General features: G+C 58.0%; 2 protein-coding genes and 1 pseudogene. 2 read left to right on the plus strand and 1 reads right to left on the minus strand.

Annotation, left to right across the window (positions count from 1 at the left end):
• Both AC1DUU_RS27470 and AC1DUU_RS27475 read left to right on the plus strand, forming a co-directional pair.
• Positions 1–586: ABC transporter permease (locus AC1DUU_RS27470; protein WP_476786514.1), on the plus strand; the 586-nt coding region annotated here is incomplete at its 5' end.
• A 39-nt stretch (positions 587–625) separates the two neighbouring features.
• Positions 626–871: pseudogene (locus AC1DUU_RS27475) on the plus strand (DDE-type integrase/transposase/recombinase); the annotation flags it as partial.
• A gap of 85 nt (positions 872–956) precedes the next feature.
• Here the strand turns inward: AC1DUU_RS27475 and katE are convergent.
• Positions 957–3,068 carry a catalase gene (katE, locus tag AC1DUU_RS27480; protein WP_476786515.1) on the minus strand — a complete coding sequence of 704 codons (2,112 nt, stop codon included), beginning with the start codon at positions 3,066–3,068 and terminating at the stop codon, positions 957–959.
• Between the last annotated feature and the right edge of the window lie 60 nt (positions 3,069–3,128).

Below are 3,128 nucleotides of genomic sequence, written 5' to 3' on the forward strand. Positions count from 1 at the left end.
GAATATGCGCATCCTTGGTCGCTCAAACATCGCCTTGTTCAACGCCGACAACATCTTCATGCAGATCAACCCTGCCATCCTGACCGACGTGTGGCTGCAGGTCGTCACATTCGTCGTACTGATCGGCGCGGTTCTGCTCGCATTGCGCTGGTATCTAGCCACGCAAGCAGGAGCCGCCCTGCGCGTCGTCGGCATAAATCCGGACTTGGCGCCATCGCTCGGCATCAGCATCTGGACATACACGATCGTTGGACTGGGCATCGCTTCTGGCCTGACTGCACTGGGGGGCGCGCTGATCGTACAGTTGCAGGGCTATGCCGATGTCGGCATGGGTACCGGCATCCTGATCAATGGTCTTGCTTCGCTGGTGATCGGAGAGACAATTACCGGACGGCAGACAGTGACCCGGCAGTTGCTGGCGCCTGTCGTCGGAGCGGCGGTCTACTATCAGCTCGTGTCGCTGGCGCTATCACTTGGACTGCAACCAAGCGACCTGAAGGTCGTGACCGCCGCCTTCGTGCTGGTGACCCTGGGACTCCCTATGTTGCGTGGACGTGGGGCCTTGCGCGAAACCATGCGCGCCTAGTGCGATGACGACCTTCTGCAGCGGCGTTTAGTGATGTCGGACGTCGAGCACCGATCGCACAAGGGGCTGAACAATCGAGCCGAGAATTCGCATCTGCCGCTGCGAAAACGCGAAAGGACGATGCAGGGTTTCCGATCGCCAGGAAGCCTCCAACGCGTCATCTTCTTCTCGGCTCTTCGCAATCTGWTCGTCCCGCCCCGTTCAAAACGCTCTGCTCTCGCTATCCACAATCACCGCCTGCAAGCGATGGGGGAATGGAAGGTTGCTGTTGGGAAACTCGCGTGAATTGAGCACCACCGGGATCGGCGCAACCATTTTTCAGATAACGTGACAAGACCCTACAGCGGCCGCATGCCGCTGTAGGGCGCCCCTATAGGCTAACTCTCGGTTCTCGTGCCCAAAATCTAAGAGCCGCTAGTTTTTGAACGAAGGCTGCGACGTCGCCACGCCCCCCGATCAGATGTATACCCTCGTCAAGATCGTCTCCGATCCCAGCCTTCTCCATCAGGGGCCTGGCTGCTTCGACATAAGCGATAAACTTGCAGTGCGCGAAGGCGTCGGCAACAAAGTCCCTCGCAGGTGCCACATCGGACAATTGCTGCCCACCCTCCTGCGAAACCACAATAGCCACAGCGTCAAACAGGACGGAGGGCCCGCCGCCAATCATGTGTTTGGCATCAATCCAGTTTCCACCAGCGGCCTCGGCACCACCGACCTTGGGCGCAATCACCTCCATGGATGCACCTTCTTTCGCGAGCTCCGAACGAAGGCTATCCAAAAGACTGGCATCTGCCCCGTCGCTTACAAGCACCCCCACTTTGCGGCTTTCGAACCTTTTGGGGCCATTTTCGATGATGCTCAATGATGGCGACGTCGGAAGATCGTCACGGACCTCCACCGCCGAATCTGCGGGTGGTGGGAGATCTTTGATACCCAGCTGCTCGGCGACTGTGGCCGCTAGACTCTCATCGATGTTGAGCAAATGGGCGACCATCCGCTCCCGGATCGCAGGGTTTTCTACCTTGCTCAATTCAAAGGTCAGCGCATTGGCGATATGGCCTTGTTCGATTGCGTTTTGGCTTTTGAAGAACTGACGTGCCTGGCTGTAATGATCGGCGAAGCTTTCAGCACGTATCCGCTGCTTCGGCCCTTGTTCGACATCTTCGAAGGATCGGAACCCGCGCTGTGGTGATTCACGCGGGCCATCGCCCCACGAGTTCGGCTGATAATTTGCGCGACCGACAGGATTGCGCATCGCCATGTGCCCGTCCTGCTGGAAGTGATTGAATGGGCATTTCGGGGCATTGATCGGAATGTGGGTGAAGTTGGTGCTGCCCAGCCTCTTGAGCTGGGTATCCAGGTAGGAAAAGTTGCGGCCCTGCAATAGCGGGTCATTGGAGAAGTCGATGCCGGGTGGCACGTTTTGCGTCATGAACGCGACCTGTTCGGTCTCGGCAAAGAAATTCTCGGGCATGCGGTCCAGAACCAGGCGGCCGACCGGGATGGGTGGCAGCAGTTCTTCCGGGATGAGCTTGGTGGCATCAAGGATATCGAAGTCGAAGCTGTCGGCAAAATCCTGATCGAAGAGCTGGAGTTGGAGTTCCCACTCGGGGAAATTGCCGGACTGGATCGCGTCCCACAGATCACGGCGGTGGAAATCGGGATCCGCGCCATTAATCTTGACGGCCTCATTCCACACGACTGACTGAAGCCCAAGCTTCGGCTTCCAGTGAAACTTCACGAAGGTCGATTCATCTTTCGCATTGACCATCCGGAACGTATGGACGCCGAAGCCCTCCATGAACCTGAAGGAGCGCGGGATCGCCCGGTCGGACATGACCCACATGACCATGTGCATGCTCTCAGGGGTCAGCGATATGAAGTCCCAGAAGTTGTCGTGTGCGGATTGCGCCTGTGGGAAGCCGCGATCGGGCTCCGGCTTCACAGCATGGATGATGTCGGGAAACTTGATCGCATCCTGGATGAAGAACACGGGGATGTTGTTGCCAACAATGTCCCAGTTGCCCTCTTGGGTATACAGCTTGACCGCGAAACCTCGAACGTCGCGTGCCAGGTCGACCGAACCTTTGGAGCCCGCAACCGTCGAGAAGCGCACGAAGGCTGGAGTCTTTTCCCCAGCACGTTGGAAGATGTCCGCTCGAGTGTATTTGGCCAACGACTTGTAGGTCTCGAAATAGCCATGCGCGCCGTAGCCCCGGGCATGCACGACGCGCTCGGGAATGCGCTCGTGGTCGAAATGGAAGATCTTCTCACGGAAGTGGAAGTCTTCAAGCGCCGTTGGCCCGCGTGCGCCGATCTTCAGCGAATTCTGATCGTCGGCAACCGGGCCACCCTGGGCGGTGGTGAGCACCGGGGTATCGCCTTCGGCGAATTGATGCAGTTCGCCCCCTTCGCCGCGCTGTAGTTTCTGATCATGGATCGTTGCCATTTTTCCGGATGAGCGAGTCGATGATTTGGCCATGACTTCTTCCTTGGACATTGAGGGCTGTTCGCGGTTCCCCCGCGCGTACATCCACAATGC

The organism is Aminobacter sp. P4_H6_2 (assembly GCF_056400805.1).

Bases quoted from the DNA above. Each gene is read 5' to 3' on its own strand.
- katE (WP_476786515.1), bottom strand. From the start codon at position 3,068: ATGGCCAAATCATCGACTCGCTCATCCGGAAAAATGGCAACGATCCAT.